This is a genomic window from Serratia sp. 2723 (assembly GCF_050434425.1).
GTDB lineage: Bacteria > Pseudomonadota > Gammaproteobacteria > Enterobacterales > Enterobacteriaceae > Chania.
Genome location: NZ_JBNDIN010000004.1, coordinates 233196 through 258713, shown reverse-complemented (window position 1 = coordinate 258713; position 25518 = coordinate 233196). Strand labels below are relative to the sequence as shown.

Here is a 25518-nt window from a genome sequence, read left to right as displayed (position 1 = left end):
GCGACTTCGGGGGTGTGCTACAATGCGCGCCCTGTATGAAACCACTGATATTTCCCGCCTGAGGTTTGGCATGTCCACGCGAATTTTAGCGATCGATACGGCGACGGAAGCATGTTCTGTCGCTATCTGGAATCAAGGCGAAGTCCACGCCCTGTTTGAACTGTGCCCGCGCGAGCACACCCAGCGCATTTTGCCGCTGGTACAGCAGGTGCTGGCCGAATCCGGATTATCTCTTTCACAACTCGATGCCTTGGCCTTTGGCCGTGGCCCCGGTAGCTTTACCGGTGTGCGTATCGGCATTGGTATTGCCCAAGGGCTAGCGCTTGGAGCTGAACTGCCGATGCTCGGGATTTCCACGCTGCAAACCATGGCGCAAGGTGCCTGGCGTATGACCGGCGCGCAACGAGTGTTGGCGGCGATCGACGCCCGGATGGGGGAGGTCTATTGGGGCCAGTTTGAACGCCAGCTTGATGGTCAGTGGCTGGAAAGCGCAGGGGAAGCGGTACTGTCTCCACAGCAGGCTCTGGAGCGTGCGCAGCATTTGCAAGGCGATTGGGCCCATGTGGGTACCGGCTGGCAAACCTATCCGGATTTGGTTGCCGGTTCTTCGCTGAACGTTACCGACGGGCAAATGCTGTTGCCGCAGGCCGAAGATATGCTGCCTCTGGCGCTACAGGCCTGGCAACAAGGTCTGGCGGTCAGCGTGGAAAATGCTGAGCCGACCTATTTACGTAACGAAGTGACCTGGAAGAAGCTGCCGGGACGCGAATAGTTTCCTATAGTTATTTTAAGTTGCTGCCGATGAGAAAACCGATCCGCCTGCAACTTGCGCTGAGGAGTGTTGTCGAAGTTACAGCTAATTCAGGAGATTGCGATGATGTTAACCCGTACTTTGAGTAAAAAGTTGTTAACGCTGGCAATCGCAGGCAGCGTATTGGCGCTCTCTGGCTGTGTGACCATTCCGGATGCCATCCAAGGCACCAGCCCCACGCCGGTCGGCCAACTGTCGATGGTGCAAAACGCGCCGAAACAGTTTACCGGTGCGGAGGCACGCTTCGGCGGTACCGTGGTTGCGGTGGCTAATGAACGTGGGCGTACCATACTGGAGATTGCAGCGGTGCCGCTCGATTCTGGCGCCCGCCCGATATTGGGGGAACCATCGCAAGGGCGTTTGCTGGCTTCGGTTAATGGCTTCCTCGACCCGGTCGATTTCAGAGGGCAGTTGGTCACCGTGGTTGGGCCGATCACCGGCCTACGGGACGGTAAGATTGGCATGACGCCTTACCGCTTTGTCACCATGGATGCAACCGGCTTCAAGCGTTGGCGCATCGCCCAGCAGATAGTCATGCCGCCACAGCCGATGGGGCCGTGGGGCTGGCATCATGGCCCGTGGGGTCCAGGTTGGGGCGGGGGTTATGGCTGGTATAATCCAGGTCCGGCGCAGGTGCAAACTTTTGTTACGGAGTAAGGTCGCAGGTTTAGGCCTCGGCAAGTAGGTTAGTTTTTACAATTTAAGGCGGCTTAATGGCCGCCTTAACTTTTTTTGTTGTGCGGTTGCGTCGGCAATTAGTGACGCACATCGCAACCTGAATATTGTTTAAAACCCAAACTGGTACGCTGAGTTAAAATATTGTTAAAGTTTGGCTGCAATTTTGGGGGCTACGATGATAATTAGTAATGATTTCAGGAGTAATAGCTTGGAAAAGGTCTGGTTAAAACGTTACCCGGCGGATGTTCCGGCAGAAATCGATGCCGATCAATACTCATCCCTGATCGAAATGTTTGAGAATGCGGTTGCCCGTTACGCGGATCAACCCGCCTTTATCAACATGGGTGAGGTGATGACCTTCCGCAAGCTGGAAGAGCGCAGCCGAGCGTTTGCCGCCTACCTGCAAAACGAATTGGGGCTGAAGAAAGGCGACCGTGTGGCGCTGATGATGCCCAACCTGTTGCAATACCCGATCGCTCTGTTCGGTATTTTGCGGGCGGGGATGGTGGTGGTTAACGTCAACCCGCTATACACCCCCCGTGAATTGGAACATCAACTGAACGACAGCGGTGCCAGTGCGATTGTCATCGTCTCTAACTTTGCCCACACCTTGGAAAAGGTGGTGTTCAAAACGCAGGTTAAACACGTTATTCTGACCCGCATGGGCGACCAGCTCTCCGCAGCCAAGGGGACGCTGGTCAACTTTGTGGTGAAGTACATCAAGCGGCTGGTGCCGAAGTACGACCTGCCGGATGCCATCTCGTTTCGCAGTGCGTTGCAGCGTGGCCGCCGCCTGCAGTATGTGAAGCCCGATATTATCAATACCGATCTGGCGTTCCTGCAGTATACCGGCGGCACTACCGGCGTGGCGAAAGGCGCGATGCTGACCCACCGCAACATGCAGGCCAACCTGGTACAAGCCAAGGCGGCTTATGTGCCGCTACTGCGTGAAGGGCAGGAGTTGGTGGTCACCGCCTTGCCGCTGTATCACATCTTTGCATTGACGGTGAACTGCCTACTGTTTATCGAGTTGGGCGGCCGTAGTCTGCTAATCACCAACCCGCGTGATATCCCGGGCCTGGTGAAGGAGCTGGCAAAATACCCGTTCAGCGCCATGACCGGGGTAAATACCCTGTTCAATGCGTTATTGAACAATGAGGATTTCCAGAAACTCGACTTCTCCTCGCTGCGGCTTTCGGTCGGCGGTGGGATGTCGGTGCAGAGATCGGTGGCGGAAAAGTGGGAAAAGCTGACCGGCCATCATTTGCTGGAAGGCTATGGACTGACGGAGTGTTCTCCGCTGGTTGCTGGCAACCCACATGATTTGAAGCATTACAGTGGCAGCATCGGCCTGCCGGTGCCATCTACCGACATCCGGCTGGTGGATGATGAAGGTAAAGATGTGCCAATCGGTCAACCAGGCGAACTTTGGGTTAAAGGGCCACAAGTTATGTTAGGCTATTGGCAACGGCCAGAGGCGACGGACGAAGTGTTGCAGGACGGCTGGTTGGCGACCGGGGATGTGGTTACCGTGGATGAGCAGGGCTTTATCCGCATCGTTGATCGTAAGAAAGATATGATCCTGGTTTCTGGTTTTAACGTCTATCCGAACGAGATCGAAGAGGTAGTCAGCCAGCATCCGAAAGTGCTGGAATGTGCGGCCATCGGGGTGCCAAGCGATGCCTCGGGTGAAGCGGTGAAGATTTGTGTGGTGAAGAAAGATCAGACACTCACCAAAGAAGAGTTGCTCACCCATTGCCGTCGGCACCTGACAGGGTATAAAGTGCCAAAAATTGTTGAGTTCCGTGACGAGTTGCCGAAGTCGAACGTCGGCAAGATCTTACGACGGGAACTGCGTGACGAACAGAAAAAGCCCAAGGCTGCCGATGCCGCCTAGGCCAATCGTTACTGCTCCTTTTCAACCGCGCCGGTGAATTAAGCCGGCGTTGTTGTGTTTGAATCATAAAAACGACCAAGAGAATGATGTTTTGAATTATCAGTTGATCACTACCGACGCCGGATTGCAGCAGGTCTGCGAGCAGGCAAGAAACTACGCCCAGGTGGCGCTGGATACCGAGTTTGTCCGCACGCGTACCTATTATCCGCAGCTAGGCCTGATCCAGTTATACGATGGTGAACAACTTTCCCTGATCGATCCGCTCCCCATCAAGCAGTGGCAACCCTTTATCGACCTGCTGGCCGATACCGCCGTAGTGAAATTCCTGCATGCCGGTAGCGAGGATCTGGAGGTGTTTCTGAACGCCTTCAAGACGCTGCCGACGCCGATGGTCGACACCCAAATCCTGGCGGCCTTCAGCGGCCATACGCTGTCCTGCGGTTTTGCCAAGCTGGTGACGGAGTATATGCAGGTCGATCTCGATAAGAGTGAATCGCGTACCGACTGGCTGGCGCGGCCATTGACCGAGCGCCAATGCGTTTATGCCGCAGCTGATGTGTTCTATCTGTTGCCGATGGCCAAGCAACTGGTGCAGGAGACCGAGGAGGCGGGTTGGACCGCTGCAGCTGATAACGAGTGCCTCTTGCTCTGCCAACGGCGCAGTGAGGCGCTGGCGCCGGAATTGGCCTATCGCGAAATCACCAATGCCTGGCAGCTACGTCCGCGCCAGCTGGCTTGCCTGCAAATACTGGCCGAATGGCGATTGCGCCAGGCACGCGAACGCGATCTGGCGGTGAACTTTGTGGTGCGTGAAGAGAACCTGTGGGCCGTGGCGCGCTATATGCCGGGTTCGCTCGGTGAGCTGGAGGCGCTGGGGCTGAGTGGCCCGGAGATCCGCTATCATGGCAAAACCCTGGTGGCGCTGGTGGCGCAAGCGAATGTTCTGGACGAATCGGCCTTGCCAGCGCCGTTGAGCAACCTGGTCGATCATCCTGGCTACAAGAAAGTGTTCAAGGATATTAAGGCCGCCATTACGTTGGTGAGCGAGCAGAGTGGCTTAAGCGTCGAACTGTTGGCTTCGCGGCGGCAGATTAACCAATTGCTGAATTGGCACTGGAAATTGAAAGAGAGCGAGTCGTTGCCTGAGTTAATCAGTGGTTGGCGTGGTGAGCTATTGGCAGCACCGTTGCAGGCAATCCTACAGGATTATTAATCGTTAAAGATCCGGCGGAGCAGTTTAAATCAAACTGTTCCGTTTGAACTTGCCAAAAAATAATGCGAAGAGGATCTTAACCGCCAGCATTCACCATAAAGAAATGTGCGTCAAAAAGAACTGAGAGTTGTCTCAATAGAGCGGAGTTTTTATTTTTGCGGGCGCGCCAATAACTGGACGAATATACAGCCTCCCCCTGTATAAATATATACAGGGGGCACCCATTGCATCGCAATCATTTAGGCGTTTCTTCCGATTCCGGTAGCGTCACGTTAAGTTCAAGTACCGAAATATCGTCCCCTTTTTGCTCGAATTGTACGTGCAGCATTTCGGGGTCGATCTGAATGTATTTACAAATTACCGCAAGAATATCGCGCTTTAAATCAGGCAGATAGTGGGGCTCGCTGTCCCCACGACGACGTTCTGCGACGATAATTTGCAGCCGTTCCTTGGCTACACTGGCTGTCGATTTTTTGCGGGACAGAAAGAAGTCTAACAGAGCCATGGTTTATCCCCCAAAAAGGCGTTTCAGGAAGCCCTTTTTCTCTTCTTCGATGAAGCGGAACGGGCGTTCTTCCCCTAACAGGCGGTGAACGGTATCGTCATAGGCCTTACCGGCATCGGACTCACTATCAAGAATAACAGGTTCACCCTGGTTAGAGGCACGTAATACCGACTGATCTTCCGGGATCACGCCAAGCAGCGGAATACGCAGGATTTCCAGCACGTCTTCCATGCTCAACATGTCGCCACGGCTGACACGGCCCGGGTTGTAACGGGTTAGCAGCAGATGCTCCTTGATCGGGGATTCGCCTCTCTCGGCACGGCGCGATTTGGAAGCCAGAATGCCAAGAATACGGTCGGAGTCACGTACTGAAGACACTTCCGGGTTGGTGGTGATGATGGCTTCATCGGCAAAATACAGTGCCATCAAGGCACCGGATTCGATCCCTGCGGGTGAGTCGCAAACCACAAATTCAAAGGCCATCTCGTCGAGATCGCCTAGGATTTTTTCCACGCCTTCACGGGTCAGGGCGTCTTTGTCGCGGGTTTGCGAAGCGGGCAGAATGTAGAGGTTGTCGGTACGCTTGTCTTTGATTAACGCCTGATTCAGCGTGGCGTCACCTTGGATAACGTTTACAAAATCATAAACTACCCGGCGTTCACACCCCATGATGAGGTCAAGATTACGCAGACCGATATCAAAGTCGATCACCACGGTTTTCTTGCCTTTCTGGGCCAAGCCGGTCGCAATGGCCGCACTTGATGTGGTCTTGCCAACGCCCCCTTTACCCGATGTAACAACAATAATGCGTGCCATGAAATGGATTCCTTGTCAAAAGGGCTTAATTTAAAGGTTGTATGGTTAAAGCATTATCCAACAGGCTAAGCCTTGCTGCCTGCCCGAGGAACTCGGACGGGATCTGATCGCTCAGCCAGTACTGCCCTGCGATAGAGACTAGCTCAGCACCCAGGTGCGTGCAAAAAATCTGACACTGGGTATCGCCAGAGGCGCCAGCCAGTGCGCGGCCACGCATGCTACCGTAAATATGAATATTGCCGTCGGCAATCAGTTCGGCACCGGCGCTGACGCTGCTGGTAACGATCAAATCGCTGTTACGGGCGTAAATCTGTTGACCTGAACGGACAGGGGTACTGATGATGCGCGTTTTGGCTGGGGCATTATCAGGTACCGGCGCAATCACTGGAGCCTGCGGGGCCGACTTCTGGCCTTTGCCTTCATTGAGCAGTGGCAAACCGGCGCGGGCGATGGACCGCTTTTGCCGCTCATCTTTGCAACCGCTGATGCCTATCACGCGCAGCCCAGCAGCTGTGACAGCCCGTTGAATTTCTTTCCAGTCTGCGTCGCCGTTCAGCGTAGCAACATTAATAACAACAGGGGCATTTTTGAGAAAAGCTGGCGCTTGTTCCACCTTTTCTTGCAGTGCCTGGCGTATTACCTCGGGGTCGCAATTATGTAAATGAACCACCGATAGGGTAAAACTGCTGCCTTTTAGCTCAATTGGCGATTGTGACATCTATCCTGACTCAGTCTCAGCAACTTAAATCCCCGGAATACCACTCGGGGTGCGATATTCCGAAGTACTATAAGCATGTTATAGTCAGAGTTATATCCAGGCAAGTCGCCGCCTCAATTAAATAGAGTTTTAAAAATGTTTTGTGTCATCTATAGAAGCGCCAAGCGCGATCAGACTTATCTTTATGTCGAAAAAAAGGACGATTTCTCTCGGGTGCCGGAAGAACTGATGAAAAGTTTTGGCACTCCGCAGTATGCCATGATGCTATCGCTCGACGGCCGTAAGAAATTGGCATCAGCGGATATCGAGAAGGTGAAAGAAGCCCTAATACAGGAAGGGTTTTATCTGCAGTTCCCACCACCGGTGGAAAACCTATTAAACCTTCATTTGTCTGACGGCCAAAAATAACCGGGCGTCGATTTTCAATCCTGTGTTAACGCCAGCGGTGTAGAACCGTCTGCAACTGGCGGCAGGTCGTCACAGGTAGGGAAAATCATGAAGAAAATGTCGATGATGCTAACGCTGCTCCTTATGGCAGGCTGCGTTAAACAGGTGGGGGCGGCTCCAGCACCCGCACCTGTTACGCAGCCTGTCGGGAGTACGCTGGCAGAAACCGGGCGCGATCCGGCGGAGTTCCCGGCCTATGTGGAACAACTGAAGCGGCGGGCCATCAAGCAGGGCATCCCAGCGGCTACCGTTGAGAACGCCTTTGCCAACGTGCATTTTGTCGATCGGGTGATTAATGCCGATCGCAATCAGTTGGAAAAGAAAATCACGCTGGATGATTACCTCAGCCGTGTGCTACCCGCGTGGAAAATCCAGCGGGGGCGCGAGATGCGTCAACAATATCAGCCAAGGCTGGCGCGAGTGACGGCACGTTATGGCGTCCCGGAACAATATATTGTCGCGCTATGGGGTATGGAAAGTGCCTTTGGCAAGATTCAGGGTAAAGAAGATGTTGTTTCTGCCCTGGCGACGCTGGCGTTTGAGGGCCGGCGTGAAGCGTTCTTTACCAAACAGCTGATGGCGGCCTTACAGATTATTGAGCAGGGCCACGTTGATGCGGGCAACCTGAAGGGATCTTGGGCGGGGGCGATGGGGCAGAGCCAGTTTATGCCAACCTCGTTTTTGACCTATGCCGCTGACGGGGACGGCGACGGCAAAATCGATATCTGGAATAATCTCGACGATGTGTTTGCCTCCACCGCCAACTACCTGGCTACCGAGGGTTGGCAGCCTGGGGTTGGTTGGGGCCGTGAAGTCAAACTGCCCGCACAATTTAACGCTGACCAACTAGGGTTGAAAGGCTCCCAGGGGCATCGAGAGGAACAGTGGGCGGCCAAAGGGGTAGTATTAGCGGATGGTTCACCCATACCGGCCTCTGGTTTGCGTAGTTGGGTGATTGCTCCAGATGATATGCAAGGACGCGCATTCCTGGTTTATGATAACTTTCGTACTCTCATGCACTGGAATCGTTCGTATTATTTCGCGATCAGCGTGGGAATGATGGCCGACGGCATCGGTCAATAGGTCGGTAACTACCCGGTGCCTGGAATGGCGCCCCGTACGTATCATGGGCTGAGGTTATCTGGCCCCTACACTGTGGTTGGGAGAGGCGGTATGTATCAACATAGAGACTGGCAAGGAGCATTGCTTGATTTCCCGGTAAGCAAAGTGGTTTGTGTAGGCAGCAACTACAGCGATCACATCAAGGAGATGGGGAGTGTCACCCCGCCTGAGCCGGTGTTGTTTATCAAACCTGAAACGGCATTGTGTGATATTCGTCAACCGGTAGCGATCCCCAAGGGGCTGGGTTCGATTCATCATGAAGTCGAGTTGGCGGTGCTGATTGGCACCCCGTTAAAGCAGGCCAATGAAGATCGCGTGGCCCGTGCCATTGCAGGTTATGGAGTGGCGCTGGATTTGACCTTGCGCGATCTGCAGGCAGGGTTCAAGAAGGCGGGTCAACCTTGGGAAAAAGCCAAGGCATTTGATGGCTCTTGCCCGATTTCCGGCTTTATTCCCGTGGCTGAATTTGGCGATCCGCAAAATGCCGAGCTGTCTTTGTCGATCAATGACGAACTGCGCCAGCAGGGCAATACTCGCGATATGATCAACCCCATTTTGCCGCTGATTGCCTATATGAGCCGTTTCTTTACGCTGCGTGCGGGCGACATCATTCTGACCGGTACTCCTCAAGGGGTTGGGCCAATGGTTTCCGGCGATATGCTGAAAATCTCGCTTAACGGTAAGACCCTGAGCACCCGAGTGATTTAATCCCGCTTTATTTTTCTGCCTGTCGGGCCTTCTGGGTGTTGCAGGCAGAAACCTCTTTGGTACCTTACACTGTAACTATCCACGTTGGATGTCGTTGCGGCAGGCAGGGGCAGCCGGGGAAACGTTTCCTTTTGCGCTGAGTGTCTATATAGTGTGCCCCCTTGAACCTGCTTGCAGGTGGTTTGTTCATTTACCTATTTTCGGAAGTCGATATGTCACAACTCCCTTTTTGGCAACAGAAGACGCTGGACGAAATGTCTGAGGCAGAGTGGGAATCGCTGTGCGACGGATGTGGGCAATGCTGTCTGAACAAGCTGATCGATGAAGATACCGATGAGATTTACTTCACCAACGTGGCCTGCGATCAGCTCAATATCAAATCCTGCCAGTGCCGCAACTACGAGCGCCGCTTTGAACTGGAAGAAGACTGCATCAAGCTGACGCGTGAAAACCTCACCACGTTCGACTGGCTGCCGCCAACCTGCGCCTATCGCCTGATCGGTGAGGGTAAACCCTTGTTTGACTGGCACCCGTTGGTCAGCGGTTCAAAAGCGGCAATGCACGGTGAGCGCATTACCGTACGCCATATCGCGGTGCGTGAAAGTGAAGTTGTGGATTGGCAGGATCACATTCTCAACAAACCTAGCTGGGCTAGGTAGATGATTGAATTAGAAGGGTATTTCAATCACTTGAAAGATGCTTGGTGCATCTGTGGGGAATTGCCCGTATCTCTTAAAGCAAGATTAAAGAAGGCGTAACTACAAAAGCGCAAATCAAGACAATGCTCGGCTCCCCTGACAGTGTCAGTTTTACAGATGGTGGCAAGGAAATTTGGAAGTATGTGCATGTAAAAGTGAAGATGAGCGGCTCTACATTCATACCGATCTATGGGTTGTTCCATAATGGGGCAAGCGGCACGAAGAAAGAACTAACCCTCCTTTTCGTTAGCGATGTGGTTGAGAAGTACACCATGTTTGAGTCAGTCGTCGAAACCAAATCAGGTTGGGCTGACTAAATTACTGTAGCGTCATGTTGTCAGATATCGGAGCCCACTCAGGTGGGCTTTTTGTTATGGTAACCATGCCTACGGCGAGCGTTTTTTGCGTTACCATACCTAGATTCTCTGATAGCATGTGACAAACTGTTACGGATGGAGGAAGGGATGTGAAGGTTTTCGGGTATGTAATCGTTGCTTTATTTGTAATTGTTGTATTAGTGGTGGTGATGGCTAACGTTTCTGATCCATCACCCAGCGATGCCACCTTTTTTGTTGAAAAAGGGGTGCGTAATGCGATGAAAGACCCGGATTCAGCAACTTTTGATAGTGTAAGGTTTTACCCAGATGAAACCCCACAAGGAGATGTGATAAGTGGCGTAGTATGTGGTTATGTTAATGGTAAAAACAGCTTTAACGCATATACAGGAAGAGTGCGATTCTTTTCTAGAATAACAGTATCTAACAACGGCAGGACTGCCAATTACTCAAGCCCAGCCATTGAAAACCCAAGCAATTCAGTTTCCGTGGGAGGAATGGATAATATTTGGCGTGAGTCATGCAAATAGCCTAGCCAATTTTTAATGCCAATACGCGGTACTTAGCCCACTTCGGTGGGTTTTTGCGTTGCTACTACGCTCTCTACTGGTTGGATGCTACGACTTGTTAACGATAGGATAGCAATGATGACTACCTGCTAATAAGTAGTGGCTCGCCTTACGGTAATACTTTACTGTAAATAATAAAACCTGTAGCTAATTAGCTGTATTCATAGTGCTACAGGCGGAAGTCATGCAGAACGCCGACACGCCGTGAACCCGCCTATGAGGGCTCGTATCGCGCATCCCTGCGCTCAACGGTCGGTTAACCTGCAATGACTCCCACCTGTCTTAAGCTTAAAGTGTCGCGGTATTAAAGGCTGTCTTGACAGTAGGCTTATCGCACCACCAAGACCGAGGTTTTGGCATACCTGACGACCGATGATGCCGTTGTGCCGAGCAAGAAGGTAGTGATACTTGGTCTGCGTGAACCGACAACGATTAGATCGGCGTTAATGAGTAGGTGATGTGCATACTACTGCGCGATTAATCTACCAAACTTGCTGCCCCATTGGGGTGACACAGATTGAAGTTATGGCCGATCCAGCGAGTACCCCGCGGATCGGCTGAAAGGCCAGGCTTCTATATCAATGGCTTGTGTAACAAATCCTGCAAGACGTTCAGTGGCGCATACTGTGGGTTTTTCATGGCGCTCACCGGTAAAATAAAGGTCTGTTCCAGCATATACTGCCCGGCCATGGCTGCATGGGGGGTTTGATCGGAAAAACAGATCCAGCTGCTTCCTGAGGGGAATTCAACAGCTTGCTGGGGGCCGCTTTCCTGATAGTCTTTATCTGCCTTCATCGCATCGTGCATTTGCAGCATCAGGTGATCGTAGTGGCTACGGCGCGTTTTGGTAATGCCAATTTTATTTTGCAACCAGCTGGCAAAGGGCGAGTAACGCTTCAGGCGTGGCAGAAAACGTTGCGCCAATTCAGGGAACGGCTCCCCGACGCGCCACTGGCGGCTTTCACCATGAGGATTGATATTGGTGAAAATACGTAAAATGCGTTTACCATAGTTGGGGCGTGAAGGGAACGCGTCGACATGCAGGCGGCGGTCGTCCTTGCGCCATGAGGTCGCGGCGGTCCACGCAGAGATCGGGTGCAGGCGCAGGCTATTAGTGGGCATTTGCACCGCGTGCCGATATTCGGGCAGGACGGTATTGATTAAATGCTGGCAGGCCTGATAGTGCCGGGCCAGTAATTTATGTACCGCTTCGCGTTTGGCCTCAATGGCAACTCCCGTCAGCTTTTGCTGCTCTGGCTGATAGCTAATATTCTTGCGTTTGGGGTCGACTAATTCTGGGGTGAGTAAGGTTTTTTCCGCGTCGGTCAGATTAAAGGCCAGATGAGGGAAATACAGCACCTTGCCGCTTTCCAACTCGGCTACGGCATCCAGAGTGGTAGAGGAAGTGGCGTTCCAGTCTAAATAGGGCAGCGTCGTAATGGCCGATTGCAGATTGATTTTATTTTCTGACATAGTGATCCCTTGCTCAAAATACCCTGTCTATCTTATTTGGCTACGACTGTTCAATGGTTGAGCGCCTGCGGCCTTGGTAGACGTAGGCGTTTTATCATGCAGAGCATAGCCGAAATAGCGTGCTAACCGGATGGCCAAGTTAAACCGAAGTTAAACAATAGGGTAAATAAATCAGGGCGGATGAGGGGAGTGGCTTATATACGTCATCATTTCTTTAAGATCCTCCCTTAACTATTAATGTGGTGAATGAATAACGGCCAATCAGTGATTAAGTGTAGCCAATATATCTGTGCCTGAAAGGGGTAAATTGCCAAAGATTGGGGCGGTATATTGGTGGAGACCCGCAACAAAACTTAATGTTATGTAAATTACGCCGTAATCGCCTGGGGGACGCTTCTTTTTAAACGAAATCTTAGGTAGCTTGTCGGTACCTCCGTCCTGTGATGAGAATGTGATGATGAAGATGGTGCGCCTGTTTGCCGTGGCCGGAGTACTGATCGTGCTCGTGTATTACTTTACCCATACTTGATGTTGTTTGCTTACCACACGCGATACGATTGATTATCCTAACGGGGGCAGCATCATGCAGTTCCGTACGCTGTGAGCCCGGAGATGGTTGTCAGCGGCCATAAAAAACGGCGCCCTCAGGCGCCGTTTTTGCGATGTTAAACCGTTAACGGCCAAACAGATCGCGTTTACGTTGGCGGACAAATTGGCTGAGCAGAACCACAATCCCGATCAGCAAATAGGCAGCAAAGATCCCCACCAACCACTGCGGCATTTCCAACGACAGGAATTGCCACTGACGCACCGAGCAGTCACCCGAAGCGTGGAATACCGCAGGCACCCATTTATCTAGCGGCAGCCAGGATGGGAAGCTGACAAAGAAATCACAGGTATTAAACGGCGACGGATGCAGCTGGATCATCGTATGTTTCCAGGCTAACTGCAGGCCTTCCCAGGCGCTGTAAATCCACAGCAAGATCGCCACATAGCGTAGCGGCGACTTCGGTGCCAATGCACCAAGCAGCGACGCTCCCAAAATCCCGAACAGCGCGACGCGTTCGTAGATACACATTACGCAAGGCTGTAACAGCATCACGTGCTGAAAATAGAGGGCCGCCAACTCCAGTACCAATGCAGTCAGAGCCATCAACAGCCAAGCACCGCGCCCCTGCGAGCAGCGGTTAAAGAATTGCAACATATCTATATTCTTCCATGCAGTAAGCAATTGAACCGGCAGTGTAAACCAATTCATCCCCGCTGCCAGCTACCTAAAGACGATTCAGTGAAAAATATCGTCACTTGCGGGGACGGATATGGCGGCTAATGTGCAGCGATTGGGGCCGTCGCGTCAAGTGGTAGCGGCATTAACCACTGCCATTGGGTAAACAGCTCCGTTACCGGTGCCAGGGTATGCTGCACACACAACAGGCCAACCAGGGTCAATACCACGGTGTAAGGCAACGCCATCCAGACCATGCGGCCATAAGACAGACGTACCAACGGCGCCAGGGCAGAGGTCAACAGGAACAGGAAAGCAGCCTGCCCGTTGGGGGTAGCCACCGATGGCAGATTGGTGCCGGTATTAATTGCTACCGCCAACAGTTCGAACTGTTGCAGTGAAATCGCGCCGTCCGCCAGTGCCGCCCGCGCTTCGTTAATGTAAACCGTACCGACAAAAACGTTATCAGAAACGGAAGAGAGCAGGCCGTTGAACAGATAAAACAGGGAAAGCTGTGAGCTTGGTGGTGCCTGTAACACATAGTGGATCACCGGAGTAAACAGCTGTTGTTCAATGATCACTGCCACGACGGTGAAGAACACCGTCAGCAGCGCGGTAAAGGGCAAGGCTTCCTGAAAAGCCTTACCAATCGCATGCTCATCGGTTACGCCACACAGCGAGGTTGCCAAAATGATCACCGAGAGGCCAATCAGGCCCACTTCCGCCAGGTGGAAGGCCAAGGCAATCACCAACCAGAGGCCGATTAACGCCTGTACCACCAACTTCATCTTTTCCTGGCGGCTACGCTTGGCGGTGGCCTGGCGATCGAACTCTTTCAGTACGTTACGCACCTGTTCCGGCAGTCTGGTGCCGTAGCCAAATACCGCAAAACGTTCAACCAGCAGGCAAACCAACAAACCGCAAACGAACACCGGCAGTGTAACGGGGGTCATGCGCAGGAAAAACTCCCCAAAGCCCCAACCGGCGCTTTTGGCGATGATCAGATTCTGCGGCTCGCCCACCATGGTCATTACTCCGCCGAGAGCCGTACCGACACCCGCATGCATCAACAGGCTGCGCAGAAAGCCACGGAACTGTTCCAGCGTCTGTTTATGGTCGGCATTTTCCAGATGGCTGTCATCATTGATATCGCTCGCCTGATTGGAGGCGACGTTATGATAGATCGAGTAAAATCCGGTGCCGACGCTGATCACCACCGCCACCACGGTCAGGGCATCCAGAAATGCGGAGAGCAGTGCTGCAGCAACACAGAAGGACAGCGACAGCAGCATCTTTGAGCGGATGTTCAGCAGCAGTTTGGTAAACACAAACAGCAGTAACTGCTTCATAAAGTAGATGCCTGCCACCATAAACACCAGCAGCAATAACACCTCAAGATTACTGGCAATTTCCGCGCTGACGTGTGCGGGGCTGGTCATGCCGATCAACACTGCCTCAATGGCCAGTAGCCCGCCGGGCTGCAACGGGTAGCATTTCAGCGCCATCGCCAGCGTAAAGATAAACTCGATAACCAGTAACCAGCCCGCCACGAAAGGGCTGACCAGGAAAAACACCAAGGGATTGATCACCAGAAAACTGATGATGGCCAGTTTGTACCAATCGGGGGACGCCCCGAGAAAGTTCTTTACCAATGCCGAGCGTATTGTCATATCCATGCTTGTTTTTGCGAAACCTTTAAGTGAGTTGGCTCGTCATACCCTAACAACGGCAGTGGGGCTGATGCAAATAAGGAGGCCCTAATAGCCTGAAATTTCGGCGAAGTGGTTTTTTTCATCTTTTTGCCAGCTTATGCACACTTTCGTTTATTGTTTTTTGCTCATGCTATGTGATGCACCGGCGATCTGGTATGATCAGCCGATTACAATTACTGATTATCGTCGTTACGGAACATCAAACACATGGTTATAAAGGCGCAGAGTCCTGCCGGTTTCGCGGAAGAGTATATTATTGAAAGTATTTGGAATAACCGCTTCCCTCCCGGCTCTATTTTGCCCGCGGAACGTGAGCTTTCAGAACTGATTGGCGTCACGCGCACCACATTACGTGAGGTTCTACAGCGATTGGCCCGTGATGGCTGGCTGACTATTCAGCATGGCAAACCGACCAAGGTGAACAATTTTTGGGAAACCTCCGGCCTTAATATCCTGGAAACCCTGGCCCGGCTCGATCACAACAGCGTACCGCAACTGATCGATAATCTGCTGTCGGTGCGTACCAATATTGCCTCGATCTTTATCCGTGCGGCGGTGCGTAACCACCCGGAGCAGGCGCAGGAAGTGTTGGCGAAAGCGGCGCTGGTTGACGATCAGGCGGATGCCTTCAACCAACTCGACTATGAAATTTTCCGTGGCTTGGCCTTTGCTTCGGGCAACCCAATATATGGCCTGATCCTTAATGGCTTGAAAGGGCTGTATACCCGCGTTGGCCGCTATTACTTTTCCAACCCTGAAGCGCGCAAACTCGCACTGACCTTCTACAACAAGCTGTCTAGCCTGTGTCATGAGAAGATGTACGATCAGGTGATGGATTGTGTCCGTAACTACGGTAAAGAGAGCGGGGCCATTTGGCAGAGCATGCAGGGCACTATGCCAAGCGATCTGACCGAAGCGCGTCGTTAATTTGTGTCATTCCCGTAATCAGTGAGTTGAAGGGGCGCTGCATGCGCCCCTTTGTCATCTTACCGCTTTATAATGCGTTGGGTCTTGGTGGGCAGCGGTCCAGCAATTCTACGCTGCCATCTTCGTTTTGCTGCTCCAGAATAATGTCGAATCCCCACAGACGATGCAGGTGTTTCATGACCTCTCGGCGACTTTTGTCCAATGGCGCCCGGTCCTGCGGAATGTAGCGCAGCGTTAATGAGCGATCGCCACGCAGATCCACATTCCAGATCTGAATATTAGGCTCGTGGTTGCTCAGGTTGTACTGAGCCGACAGCTCCTGACGTATCGCCCGGTAGCCCGCTTCGTTGTGGATCGCTGAAATCTCCAGATAATTGTTGCGATCGTCATCCAGCACGGTAAACAAGCGGAAGTCACGCATCACCTTCGGTGACAGGAACTGGCTGATAAAGCTCTCATCCTTGAAGTCACGCATGGCGAAATGCAGGGTATCCAACCAGTCTTTGCCGGCGAAATCCGGGAACCAGTAGCGATCTTCTTCGGTCGGCGACTGGCAGATCCGTTTGATGTCCTGGAACATGGCAAAGCCCAGTGCGTACGGGTTGATGCCGCTGTAGTATTGGCTGTTGTACGGTGGCTGGTAGACCACATTGGTGTGGCTGTGCAAGAACTCGAGCATAAAGCGATCCGTCACGCGCCCTTCGTCATACAGGTGATTAAGGATGCTGTAGTGCCAGAAGGTAGCCCAGCCTTCGTTCATCACCTGCGTCTGTTTTTGCGGGTAGAAATATTGGCTTACCTTACGCACGATGCGCAGCACTTCACGCTGCCAGGATTCCAACAACGGGGCATTTTTCTCCATAAAGTAGAGAATGTTTTCCTGCGGCTCTCGTGGAAAACGCACGGCCTGTTCCGGCAGGGCTTCGCGATCGACTCGCGGCAGCGTTTTCCACAGCGAGTTGACCTGGCTTTGCAGATACTCCTCACGGCTCTTTTGGCGGGCTTTTTCTTCCACCAGCGAGATTTTCTGTGGCCGTTTGTAGCGATCGACTCCGTAATTCATCAGCGCATGGCAGGAGTCCAGCAGCTTTTCTACTTCTTCCACGCCATAGCGTTCTTCACACTCACTGATGTAATGGCGGGCAAACAACAGATAATCGACGATTGAACTGGCGTCGGTCCAACTGCGGAATAAATAGTTGTTTTTGAAAAACGAGTTGTGTCCATAGCAGGCATGAGCCATCACCAGTGCTTGCATGGTGATGGTGTTTTCTTCCATCAGATAGGCAATACAGGGGTTGGAGTTGATCACGATCTCATAGGCTAACCCCTGCTGGCCATGCTTATAACGCTGCTCGGTTTCGATGAATTTCTTGCCGAATGACCAGTGGGTATAGTTGATCGGCATCCCGACGCTGGAATAGGCATCCATCATCTGCTCGGAGGTAATGACCTCGATCTGATGTGGGTAGGTGTCGAGCCGATAATGCTTGGCAACCCGGTCGATCTGTTCCAGATACACCTGCAACAGCTCGAATGTCCAGTCTGGTCCATCGCTCAGACGTTTATCTTCCTTAACCTTTTTATGTGTCGAAGTAGTCATCAGCGCACCCTCGTTATGAACGGCGTCGGCTCTTTTGGCAGACCCTTTAACAATGATAGTCCAAGTCGTAATAAATCGTTTGAAATCATCCGTGCTGAGTATTGAGCCAGCTCTGCTAAAACCGGCTTTTCGACCCGTGATGGCACTCAATCAGGCATTCAACCGGTTGAGTAGAGGAAACTGATGTGCAAGGGGTGTTGTTGGAATTATTAGCCTGAAATATTTAATTAAACAGACTTATATTCCGGGCTGGGTGGGTTGTCATTAAGTGTATCACTGGGGATTTTCGCTGATGTGTTTGGGGGATGAAGAGCTTGTTTTATCGGCAAAATGCGCTTTAACAGTATCTTATCGTTATTTTTTGAACGCTATTGCCAAAGCCGGGCGCATCAACGATAAAATAATTGTGAATATTGTCACGATTAATGATTGAGTTGTTGAGTAGTTTTTTCCACTGAGTTAATTTCCTGTTATTGGTAGATTGTGCTTTATCGATCCTTGGGCTGGAGTCAGCGATGAGAGTGGTTATTTTAGGTAGCGGAGTGGTAGGGGTTGCCAGTGCCTGGTACTTGGCAAAAGCGGGCCATGAGGTGACGGTGATCGATCGTCAACCTGGGCCAGCCTTGGAAACCAGTGCGGCCAATGCCGGGCAGATATCTCCGGGTTACGCTGCACCTTGGGCAGCACCTGGGGTACCGTTGAAGGCGATTAAATGGATGTTCCAGCGTCACGCGCCGTTGGCGGTCCGCTTCGATGGCAGTAGTTTCCAACTGCGCTGGATGTGGCAGATGCTGAAAAACTGCGATACCGCCCACTATATGACCAATAAAGGCCGTATGGTGCGTCTGGCGGAATACAGCCGTGACTGCATTAAAGCCCTGCGTCAGGAAACCGGCATCCAGTACGAAGGCCGTCAAGGCGGCACGCTGCAACTGTTCCGCACCCAGCAGCAGTTTGACAGCGCGGCCAAGGACATTGCCGTGCTGGAGGATGCCGGGGTGCCTTATAAACTGCTGGAGGCCAGCCAGTTGGCGACGGTCGAACCCGCGTTGTCGCAGGTTGCCCACAAGCTTACCGGCGGCTTACAGCTCCCGAATGATGAAACCGGGGACTGCCAACTGTTCACCCAGCAGTTGGCCAAGCTGGCTCAGCGGGCTGGAGTCAATTTCCTGTTTAACCGCAACGTTGAACGCTTGCTGGTGGCAGGAGATAAAATTACCGGTGTGCAGTGTGATGGTGAAATCATCACTGCCGATAGCTATGTTGTGGCGTTCGGTGCCTATTCTACCGCGTTACTGCGCGATCTGGTGTCGATTCCGGTTTATCCGTTGAAAGGTTACTCATTAACTATCCCGATCGCCGATGAAGCGGCCGCGCCATTCTCAACCGTGCTGGACGAAACCTATAAAATTGCCATTACTCGCTTCGATAAGCGCATCCGTGTGGGCGGTATGGCGGAAATTGTCGGCTTCAATACCCAGTTGGAGCAGAAGCGGCGTGAAACGCTGGAAATGGTGGTACGCGATCTGTATCCGAACGGTGGGCGGGTTGAGGAGGCCACGTTCTGGACGGGGCTGCGCCCGATGACGCCAGATGGCACGCCGATCGTGGGGCGCACACCGCTGAAGAATCTCTATTTAAATACCGGCCATGGCACCTTGGGTTGGACGATGGCTTGCGGTTCCGGCCAGCTGCTTGCCGACTTGATCTCTGGGATCACTCCGGCCATTGCTTCAGACGATCTGGCGGTGGCGCGTTACCGCGCAGACTTTCGGCAGGGACCTGTTGTTCCTTTGAATGATGTGCATCCGGCACGCTGAAACCCAATCTGATAGGAGATCCCATGCCTCGCCCGATTACCGCTACGCTGCATTTGGCCGCGTTGACCAATAACCTGCAGGTAGTTCGTCGTTTTGCTCCTGCGGCAAAAATCTGGGCCGTTGTTAAGGCCAACGCCTATGGCCATGGTTTGCAGCACGTCTGGCGCAGCCTGGCCGAGAATAGCGATGGTTTTGCCTTGCTCGATCTGGCCGAAGCGGTGTTGTTGCGCAAATCGGGTTGGCAGGGACCCATACTGCTGCTGGAGGGGTTTTTCCAACCGGCAGACCTGATGCTGATCGATCGTTACCGGTTAACCACGGCGGTGAACAGCGACTGGCAACTACAGGCGATTGCTGAAGCAAGTTTACAGGCCCCGCTGGATGTTTATCTCAAGTTGAACAGCGGTATGAACCGCCTGGGGTTTGCCCCGGAGCGGTTACATAGCGCTTGGTTAACCGCAAAGGAGCTGCGTAATATTGGCTCGATAACGCTAATGAGCCACTTCGCTACCGCCGACGGGGCTGAAGGCGTCACGGAGCAGATGGCCGTGATTGAACGCGCCACTGCTGCGATTGATCTGCCGCGTAGCCTGGCCAACTCGGCGGCCACCTTGTGGCACCCGCAGACGCAAGGGGAATGGGTGAGGCCGGGGATTATCCTTTATGGCGCATCACCCAGCGGCAACTGGCAGGACATCGCCGCTACCGGTCTGCAACCGGCGATGACGCTAAGCAGCAAGATTATAGGCATCCAACAGCTGCAAGCGGGAGACCGTGTGGGGTATGGTTGGCGTTATACCGCCAGTGGGGCACAGCGTATCGGTGTGGTGGCCTGTGGCTATGCAGATGGTTATCCTCGCCATGCGCCTACCGGCACCCCGGTTTGGGTGGACGGTGTTCTGACGCATACTGTAGGTTCGGTTTCCATGGATATGATGACGGTGGATTTGACGCCGTGCCCGCAGGCAACCATTGGCACTGACGTTGAACTGTGGGGAAGGAAGCTGCCGGTTGATGATGTGGCTGCCGCAGCCGGAACCTTGGGTTACGAACTGCTGACAGCCCTGGCGGCACGGGTGCCTATTGTTGTTGAGAAATAGCCTCAGGCGATCTTCTTCAACTGCCCTTTGATTTGCTTGCTGCGCTGCCGAGCGTGTAGCGCCAGCAGGCAACCTACCAGCATCACCAACGCCAGCGACAGTTTCGGCTGCAGCGGCAACGCCATCGCGATCAGGCCCAGCGCGGCACCTCCGGCCATCTGAATAAAGCCCACCAGTGCCGAAGCCACACCTGCTTCGTTAGAGTAAGGCTCTAATGCATAGCTGGTTGACGGCCCCATGACAAAGGCCAATCCGGCGCAGGCGCAGGCCACGGGCAGGATATAAGCCAACCAATGGCTTTGCGCAGCTTCACCCAGCAGTGCTATCCCCAACACTAACGCGAGACAGCCTAACCCCATCAGTATGCCGCCGGTCGCCAGGCAGAAAGGGCGGCCGATCTTGTGAATGATGCGGTTGGCGACAAAGCTGACCAGCATGATCCAGAAACCGTTGGCACCAAATACCAAAGAGAACTGCAGCGGTGATAGCCCGGCGGTGCCCATCAGCACGTTAGGTGCCAATGAAACATAAGTTAGTGCCATTCCCATTGCCCCGGCATTGACCACCGCAAAGGTGATAAAACGGCGATCGCCGAGAATGCGCAGATACTGTCGTACCGGCAGTCCTTTGACGGCTAGGGTAGTAGCGGGACGGGTTTCCGGTAGGAAGAAGATGACCAGCAATAATACCACCGCGGCGTAACCGACCAGGAACCAGAATGGGGCGCGCCAGCCGAAGGCTTCTGCCAGCAAGCCACCAAGCAACGGGGCAAGTGCAGGAATGATATTCAGCGTGCCGTTGAGGAAACCGAAAGCGCGTGCGGCATCATCACCATTCATGCGATCGCGCACGCCACTGAATGCTACAACGGCGGTACAGCAAACGGCCACGCCTTGCATCAGGCGTGAGGCGACAAAGATTTCTGCCGTTGTCGCCAGCGCGGCCATGGCTGCGCCCACCATATAAATCACTATCCCGGCAATAGCCACTGGCTTACGACCGTAATTATCCACCAGTGGGCCGGCGATCACCTGGCCAAGACCCAACACCAGAATAAACAGCGAAATGGTGGATTGGATCAAAGCTTCGCTGCTGTTAAGACCCAGGGCAATGGCAGGAATGGTGGGCAGATAGAGATCGATTCCCAGAGGGCCGAGCAACACCAGGCTAAGCAGGAGAAAGAGAAATTTTTGCATAACAAAAATGGCACGTCCGAATGACAAAGAGAACTAGAGTAGAGATCCCAACCGCAAATGGGAAGCGATAACGTATTGATGACAGACAGGAAACCGTTTGCGTTTGATTTTCCCGGGCGCGATCATTTTGCCGCGGGCTGGCGGTAATAAAGCGCCGAAATGGTATCAGCAACGTAGCGCGCCTGATGTTTGGCATCATCCAGCGCCCGGTGTGGTGTACCTTCAAACGGACGCTGTTTTTTGGGATTGAAACCATGCAGCTCTGCCAGCGTAATGATAGTGCGGGCGTCTTGGGTATCCCAGAACTTCCAAGGGCAAGGCATTGCCAACTGGTGGTAGGCATGTTCCAGGATCGAGCAGTCAAACTCTTTGCCATTGCCCCAGACTTTCACCGTGTCGGTGCTGTGCATATGAATAAAACGGCTCAGATTGGTCAATACGCGCTTGAGGCTTTCGCTGCCCCCGAAGGCCTGTTTACGAGCTTCGTCTGACTGTTTTGCCCACCAGGCCACGGTATCCAGACTGATTGTACGGCCCGGTTGTTCCTGCTGGCTGTTCACTGCTGCTTCAAACTCTGCCCCTAACTCACCGGTCCTGGGGTTAAAAAACACGCCAGCAACCACCAGGATCACCGCGCTCGGGGTAATATCCAGCGTTTCAATATCTAGCATCAAATGGTTCATGGTGGCTCCAGGCTGAACGAGCTTGTGATGGTACTACATACAGTCTGGCAGAATATCCCGTTACTTTGAAATAGGTGAAAACGGTCTGTTCACGGTATGATGGTGTTGGTCATGTTGCTGAGTTGGTAGCTAGCGTTGAGAACACTTATTTTTATTCTATGTATGATCGGTTATCTGCTGGTATTAGGCTACTTTGGCGTTTACGTTACCGATAAAATCTGCGAAAACGCGCAAAACTTAAGTAAAATCTGCCGCATGGTGGATATCTCTGAACCTCATATCCCCAAGTCATCCGTCACCCCAGATAGTCGCGGGTGAGTAATAACGTCAATATCGCCGCTGCCCCGATAAACACGGTCCATTGGCGCCAACCAAAGCGTGACAGCCATTCCGGTTGCACCTTGTTATTGTTGAATTGCCTGACGGTTAGTGTACCAGCCAACAACAGTGTCATGATTACCCAAACCAGGCTCAGGCTGGCGGCGGAGAACTCAGTGTGCAAAATATTGGCGTAATACAGGCGCATGGTCATAAAGTAGATCAGCAATACCCAACTGAACCCTCTTCGTTTCTTCAGGATCTGGCTGAGCAGAAAAGCGATAAACAGACTATGAGCGATGGAAATTAACGGTGATTCAAAGGGGTGGCGAACGCAAAGATTGTATACCGCCAGATAGAGATTAGAGATCAGTAACGCATACACCGTATAGACATACCAGCCATAGACCACTTTCAGTCTTCTGGAGGGGGCTGAGATGTGATTTGCTGTTTGAGTCATGCACTCTCCTTGAGTTATCAAGATTTATAGCATTTAAAGGCTAAATGAAAACTAAACGGCTCAGGAGCATAATCTGCCGAGAAAAAAGTTTTTTCCATGATGACGAACCAACCATAAGCCGAAAAGCCTGCCTGAAGCCCCATCACCAGAGTGCATTTTGCTACTTGAATTCATTGATGGTAAAGATAATAATTATCATTGTTATTAGTATTACATATCTAACAACATCAGAGTACCGTGACCTCTGTACGCCAAACTGGCCAGCGTTGCCAGCGCGGTAAGTTTTCGGTGCAATTTCAATGGGATCCCATGGGGAATACAGGTATGCCTGCGTTTTTTCCTGCCAGTCGTTCTTATCTTTACTGCTCGTTAGCGATTTTCCTGCCACTGACCTCTTTTGCTGAAGATACCCTCGTGGTAACGGCCAAACCCGCCGATACGGCGGAAACGGCGACGCATGGTTATGAGGCCAGCACCAGCCAGGGGGCCACTAAAACGGATCGGCCCCTGGTGCTCACCGCGCAATCCGTCTCCGTGGTAACACGCCAACAGATGAGCGACCAAGGGGCTTTGACGGTTAACGATGCGCTGAAATATACCCCGGGCGTATTCACTAACTTCTCTGGTGGCGCGACGCGTTACGATACTATTGCTCTGCGTGGTTTCCACGGTGGCGATGTCAATAACACCTTCCTGAACGGCCTGCGCCTGCTTAGCGACGGCGGCAGTTATAACGCTTTGCAGATCGACCCTTGGTTCCTGGAGCGCATTGATGTGATTAAGGGCCCGTCCTCCGTGATGTATGGGCAAAGCATCCCTGGTGGGTTAGTGGCGATGACCAGCAAACGGCCACAGTTTGCCAGTGAAAACCACGTCAATGTGATGGCCGGTAACAACAATACCAAAGGCGGTGCGTTTGATTCGACAGGGGCGCTGAACGAGCAGTGGGCATACCGTTTGACCGGCATTACCCGCACCAGCGACACCATGTATGACCATCAGCGTGAAGAGCGCTATGCGATTTCGCCTGCGTTGCTGTGGCAACCGGATGAAAATACCTCTTTGCTGTTGCAGGCCAATCTGCAAAAAGACCCTTCCGGTGGCTACCACAGCGCGGTGCCATCAGACGGCAGTATTTATACCTCCAGTGGGGATAAGCTGGGCCGCGGATTTTTTGACGGCGAAAGCAGCCGCAATGTGTTCAAACGTTGGCAGCAAATCTACAGCTATGACTTCTCGCATGGTTTTAACGACGTCTGGTCGTTCCGCCAAAATGCCAGCTACACCCACTCCAACGTGGAGCTGGAGCAGGTTTACCAGATTGGCTGGAACGCTGACCGCAGCGAGTTGAACCGTTGGTACAGCGGCTCCAGTACGTCGTTGGATGCTTATGCCGTGGATAACCAACTGGCGGCGGAGTTTGCGACTGGCGCGTTGGAACACAAGGTAATGCTGGGGCTGGATTATCAGCGTTTTACCAATAATCTGTGGGAAGAGTCTGGTTCGGCCACGCCGTTGAACCCGTTCACCGGCGTTTCCGGCGGGCCAGCTATTACTATTCTCAGTCATACCGATTCTAAACGGCGTTATGAGCAGACTGGAGTCTATCTGCAGGATGAAGTCAGCCTCTACAACTGGTATCTCAATCTTTCCGGGCGCGTTGACCGTTTGGAAACCAGGAATACCGTGCTGAATACCGATTCTACCGATGCCCGTACTGACGACCACTTTACGGGGCGAGCCTCTTTGCTGTACCACTTTGACAGCGGTTTCTCGCCGTATATGAGTTACAGCTCGGCGGTGACGCCAGCAGTCCTGGCCGATAAAGAGGGGCATCTGCTCAAACCGACCACCAGCGAGCAATATGAGGCTGGGCTGAAGTATCAGCCTCCTGGCAGCAGCTCGATCTATAGCATTGCCCTCTATGACCTGACGCAGAATGACGTAGCCAATCGCGTGGTGAAGGACAGCTACTATGTGCCTGCCGGTAAGGTACATTCACAAGGGATTGAACTGGAGGCCCGTAGCCAGGTGAGCGAGCGCCTGAACGTCATTGCGGGTTACAGCTATAACCAAGTGAAATTCAAAGACGCCGTTGACGGTAACGATGGCAATACGCCATACCTGGCGCCTAATCAGATGGCCTCTTTATGGGGGCAGTACAAGGCGGGGCTAGGTATCAATCTGGGGGCTGGGGTACGTTATATTGGCAAACAGTGGGCGGATAATGAGAATACCCTGCGTATTCCTTCGGTCACGCTGCTGGATGCTTCGGTGCGCATAGATCTGGATAGCGTAAAACCGTCGTTAAAAGGGGCTTATGTGCAGCTGAACGCCAATAACCTGACGGACCGGGAATATGTTGCCGGCTGCTATGGCACTGGCTACTGCTATTGGGGAGCGGGGCGTTCGGTAATCGCTACCGTGGGCTATGACTTTTAACGGCTAACCCATACTCATCCCGCTGAATGTTAGCGGGATGAG

General features: G+C 52.8%; 23 protein-coding genes and 1 pseudogene. 13 read left to right on the top strand and 11 right to left on the bottom strand.

The window, feature by feature from the left end; genetic code table 11:
• The first annotated feature begins 70 nt into the window (after positions 1-70).
• From tsaB to rnd, 4 genes are all read left to right on the top strand, one after another.
• Complete coding sequence (tsaB, locus tag ABIE29_RS08240; RefSeq protein ID WP_024487104.1) at positions 71-772, top strand: tRNA (adenosine(37)-N6)-threonylcarbamoyltransferase complex dimerization subunit type 1 TsaB; 702 nt, start codon at positions 71-73, stop codon at positions 770-772.
• A 105-nt stretch (positions 773-877) separates the two neighbouring features.
• On the top strand, positions 878-1468 hold the full coding sequence (locus ABIE29_RS08235; protein ID WP_429618074.1) for a Slp family lipoprotein: 591 nt from the start codon (positions 878-880) through the stop codon (positions 1466-1468).
• 229 nt (positions 1469-1697) lie between these two features.
• Positions 1698-3386, top strand: coding sequence for a long-chain-fatty-acid--CoA ligase FadD (gene fadD / locus ABIE29_RS08230; RefSeq protein WP_429617859.1), 1689 nt, complete (start codon positions 1698-1700; stop codon positions 3384-3386).
• A gap of 91 nt (positions 3387-3477) precedes the next feature.
• Positions 3478-4599, top strand: coding sequence for a ribonuclease D (gene rnd / locus ABIE29_RS08225; protein ID WP_429617858.1), 1122 nt, complete (start codon positions 3478-3480; stop codon positions 4597-4599).
• A 235-nt stretch (positions 4600-4834) separates the two neighbouring features.
• Here the strand turns inward: rnd and minE are convergent, their stop codons facing one another.
• The 3 genes from minE to minC are packed head-to-tail and all read right to left on the bottom strand — an operon-like array spanning position 4835 to position 6638.
• Positions 4835-5104: a cell division topological specificity factor MinE gene (minE, locus tag ABIE29_RS08220; RefSeq protein WP_021181173.1), complete on the bottom strand. Its 270-nt coding sequence runs from the start codon at positions 5102-5104 to the stop codon at positions 4835-4837.
• A gap of 3 nt (positions 5105-5107) precedes the next feature.
• Positions 5108-5920: a septum site-determining protein MinD gene (gene minD / locus ABIE29_RS08215; RefSeq protein ID WP_024486629.1), complete on the bottom strand. Its 813-nt coding sequence runs from the start codon at positions 5918-5920 to the stop codon at positions 5108-5110.
• 25 nt (positions 5921-5945) lie between these two features.
• Positions 5946-6638, bottom strand: a complete 693-nt coding sequence (minC, locus tag ABIE29_RS08210; protein ID WP_429617855.1) for a septum site-determining protein MinC — start codon at positions 6636-6638, stop codon at positions 5946-5948.
• Between the two features lie 135 nt (positions 6639-6773).
• Here minC and ABIE29_RS08205 point away from each other — a divergent pair, with 135 nt between their 5' ends.
• The 5 genes from ABIE29_RS08205 (at position 6774) to ABIE29_RS08185 (ending at position 10478) form a co-directional block, all read left to right on the top strand.
• Positions 6774-7046, top strand: coding sequence for a YcgL domain-containing protein (locus ABIE29_RS08205; protein WP_429617854.1), 273 nt, complete (start codon positions 6774-6776; stop codon positions 7044-7046).
• Positions 7047-7133: 87 nt separating this feature from the next.
• Entirely contained in the window at positions 7134-8168 is a 1035-nt protein-coding gene (locus ABIE29_RS08200; RefSeq protein ID WP_429617852.1) for a lytic murein transglycosylase, read from the top strand.
• 90 nt (positions 8169-8258) lie between these two features.
• Positions 8259-8915: a fumarylacetoacetate hydrolase family protein gene (locus ABIE29_RS08195; RefSeq protein ID WP_024486626.1), complete on the top strand. Its 657-nt coding sequence runs from the start codon at positions 8259-8261 to the stop codon at positions 8913-8915.
• A 212-nt stretch (positions 8916-9127) separates the two neighbouring features.
• Positions 9128-9574 carry a YcgN family cysteine cluster protein gene (locus ABIE29_RS08190; RefSeq protein ID WP_021181179.1) on the top strand — a complete coding sequence of 149 codons (447 nt, stop codon included), beginning with the start codon at positions 9128-9130 and terminating at the stop codon, positions 9572-9574.
• 505 nt (positions 9575-10079) lie between these two features.
• Positions 10080-10478, top strand: coding sequence for a hypothetical protein (locus ABIE29_RS08185; protein ID WP_429617850.1), 399 nt, complete (start codon positions 10080-10082; stop codon positions 10476-10478).
• Positions 10479-10845: 367 nt separating this feature from the next.
• Here the strand turns inward: ABIE29_RS08185 and ABIE29_RS08180 are convergent.
• The 4 genes and pseudogenes from ABIE29_RS08180 to nhaB form a co-directional block, all read right to left on the bottom strand.
• Positions 10846-10965 (bottom strand): annotated as a pseudogene (locus tag ABIE29_RS08180) (universal stress protein); the annotation flags it as partial.
• A gap of 125 nt (positions 10966-11090) precedes the next feature.
• Positions 11091-11990, bottom strand: coding sequence for a Kdo hydroxylase family protein (locus tag ABIE29_RS08175; protein ID WP_429617849.1), 900 nt, complete (start codon positions 11988-11990; stop codon positions 11091-11093).
• A gap of 673 nt (positions 11991-12663) precedes the next feature.
• On the bottom strand, positions 12664-13194 hold the full coding sequence (dsbB, locus tag ABIE29_RS08170; RefSeq protein WP_429617847.1) for a disulfide bond formation protein DsbB: 531 nt from the start codon (positions 13192-13194) through the stop codon (positions 12664-12666).
• A 122-nt stretch (positions 13195-13316) separates the two neighbouring features.
• Entirely contained in the window at positions 13317-14891 is a 1575-nt protein-coding gene (gene nhaB, locus ABIE29_RS08165) for a sodium/proton antiporter NhaB (protein WP_429617846.1), read from the bottom strand.
• 243 nt (positions 14892-15134) lie between these two features.
• Here nhaB and fadR point away from each other — a divergent pair, with 243 nt between their 5' ends.
• The gene (gene fadR / locus ABIE29_RS08160) at positions 15135-15854 is read left to right on the top strand and encodes a fatty acid metabolism transcriptional regulator FadR (protein WP_021181184.1); all 720 of its coding nucleotides are present in this window, start codon (positions 15135-15137) and stop codon (positions 15852-15854) included.
• A gap of 67 nt (positions 15855-15921) precedes the next feature.
• Here fadR and ABIE29_RS08155 read toward each other — a convergent pair whose 3' ends face one another.
• Positions 15922-17457 (bottom strand): SpoVR family protein, encoded by a 1536-nt coding sequence (locus ABIE29_RS08155; protein ID WP_429617844.1) that lies wholly within the window; start codon positions 17455-17457, stop codon positions 15922-15924.
• Between the two features lie 515 nt (positions 17458-17972).
• Here ABIE29_RS08155 and ABIE29_RS08150 point away from each other — a divergent pair.
• The gene (locus ABIE29_RS08150; RefSeq protein WP_429617843.1) at positions 17973-19277 is read left to right on the top strand and encodes a D-amino acid dehydrogenase; all 1305 of its coding nucleotides are present in this window, start codon (positions 17973-17975) and stop codon (positions 19275-19277) included.
• A 23-nt stretch (positions 19278-19300) separates the two neighbouring features.
• Entirely contained in the window at positions 19301-20377 is a 1077-nt protein-coding gene (gene dadX / locus ABIE29_RS08145) for a catabolic alanine racemase DadX (RefSeq protein ID WP_429617842.1), read from the top strand.
• Positions 20378-20379: 2 nt separating this feature from the next.
• Here dadX and ABIE29_RS08140 read toward each other — a convergent pair whose 3' ends face one another.
• The 3 genes from ABIE29_RS08140 to ABIE29_RS08130 form a co-directional block, all read right to left on the bottom strand.
• Positions 20380-21573, bottom strand: coding sequence for a multidrug effflux MFS transporter (locus tag ABIE29_RS08140; protein ID WP_429617840.1), 1194 nt, complete (start codon positions 21571-21573; stop codon positions 20380-20382).
• 122 nt (positions 21574-21695) lie between these two features.
• Positions 21696-22256 (bottom strand): 3'-5' exonuclease, encoded by a 561-nt coding sequence (locus tag ABIE29_RS08135; RefSeq protein WP_429617839.1) that lies wholly within the window; start codon positions 22254-22256, stop codon positions 21696-21698.
• Positions 22257-22551: 295 nt separating this feature from the next.
• On the bottom strand, positions 22552-23034 hold the full coding sequence (locus ABIE29_RS08130) for a hypothetical protein (protein ID WP_429617837.1): 483 nt from the start codon (positions 23032-23034) through the stop codon (positions 22552-22554).
• Positions 23035-23358: 324 nt separating this feature from the next.
• Between ABIE29_RS08130 and ABIE29_RS08125 the strand changes: the two genes are divergently transcribed.
• Positions 23359-25476, top strand: coding sequence for a TonB-dependent siderophore receptor (locus tag ABIE29_RS08125; protein ID WP_429617835.1), 2118 nt, complete (start codon positions 23359-23361; stop codon positions 25474-25476).
• Positions 25477-25518: the final 42 nt, after the last annotated feature.